General features: G+C 41.7%; 1 protein-coding gene and 1 pseudogene. Both read right to left on the bottom strand.

Translation table 11 applies throughout. From position 1 onward, the window contains the following. Positions 1-155, bottom strand: a pseudogene (rplK, locus tag ACFIO3_RS14345) (50S ribosomal protein L11); the annotation flags it as partial. Between the two features lie 150 nt (positions 156-305). After that, positions 306-836: a transcription termination/antitermination protein NusG gene (gene nusG / locus ACFIO3_RS14340; RefSeq protein WP_273790740.1), complete on the bottom strand. Its 531-nt coding sequence runs from the start codon at positions 834-836 to the stop codon at positions 306-308. Between the last annotated feature and the right edge of the window lie 3 nt (positions 837-839).

Here is an 839-nt window from a genome sequence, read left to right as displayed (position 1 = left end):
CCCTTTTCCATTTCTTGTGTCGCTGCATTAAACGCCTTACAAAATTCCATGATATTAATACCACGCTGCCCAAGAGCTGGACCAATCGGTGGAGATGGAGTAGCAGCTCCTGCAGGGACCTGCAACTTAAGCTGACCTATACTTTTTTTTGCCATAACAATCTGCCTTTAATTTCACTGGTATACTGACAATTCATCTTGCCCGTCACCCGCTTGCAGTCACGTGGTTCGGATCATTAAGCCGACAAAAGCTATAAATCACCTCCCACTCCTTCCTTAAAGTAATAAAAACTACTCTAAGTTTAATCAGAGTTTTTCAACCTGACCAAATTCCAAATCAACAGGCGTAGGACGCCCAAAAATAAGCACTTCAACCTTAAGACGAGAGCGCTCTTCTTCAACCTCTTGAACAATTCCATTAAACGAAACAAAAGGACCATCAGCAACGCGAACTTGCTCTCCAACCTCAAACAATACAGAAGACTTTGGAGACTCAACCCTTTCCTGAACTTGTTTGAGAATTTGCTCAACCTCTCGATCAGAAATGGGAACAGGACGCGCATCCGATCCTAAAAAACCTGTCACTTTAGGCGTATTCTTAATAAGATGATAAACTTCATCTGTTAACTCAGCACGAACAAGAACATAACCAGGAAAAAATTTTCGCTCAGTATCAACTTTGCGTCCACGACGAACCTCTACAACACGCTCTGTTGGAACAAAAATCTTTTCAAAAAGATGATCAAGTCCCTTCTGCTTTGCCTCCTTATCAATAGCTTCCGCTACTTTCTTTTCAAAATTTGAATATGCCTGAACAATATACCAACGAGCTGCCACAGT

The sequence above is a fragment of the Bartonella sp. AD328YNZD genome, from assembly GCF_042196425.1.
The sequence above is the reverse complement of the archived record's forward strand: the minus strand, read 5'-3'. Positions and strand labels throughout refer to the sequence as shown.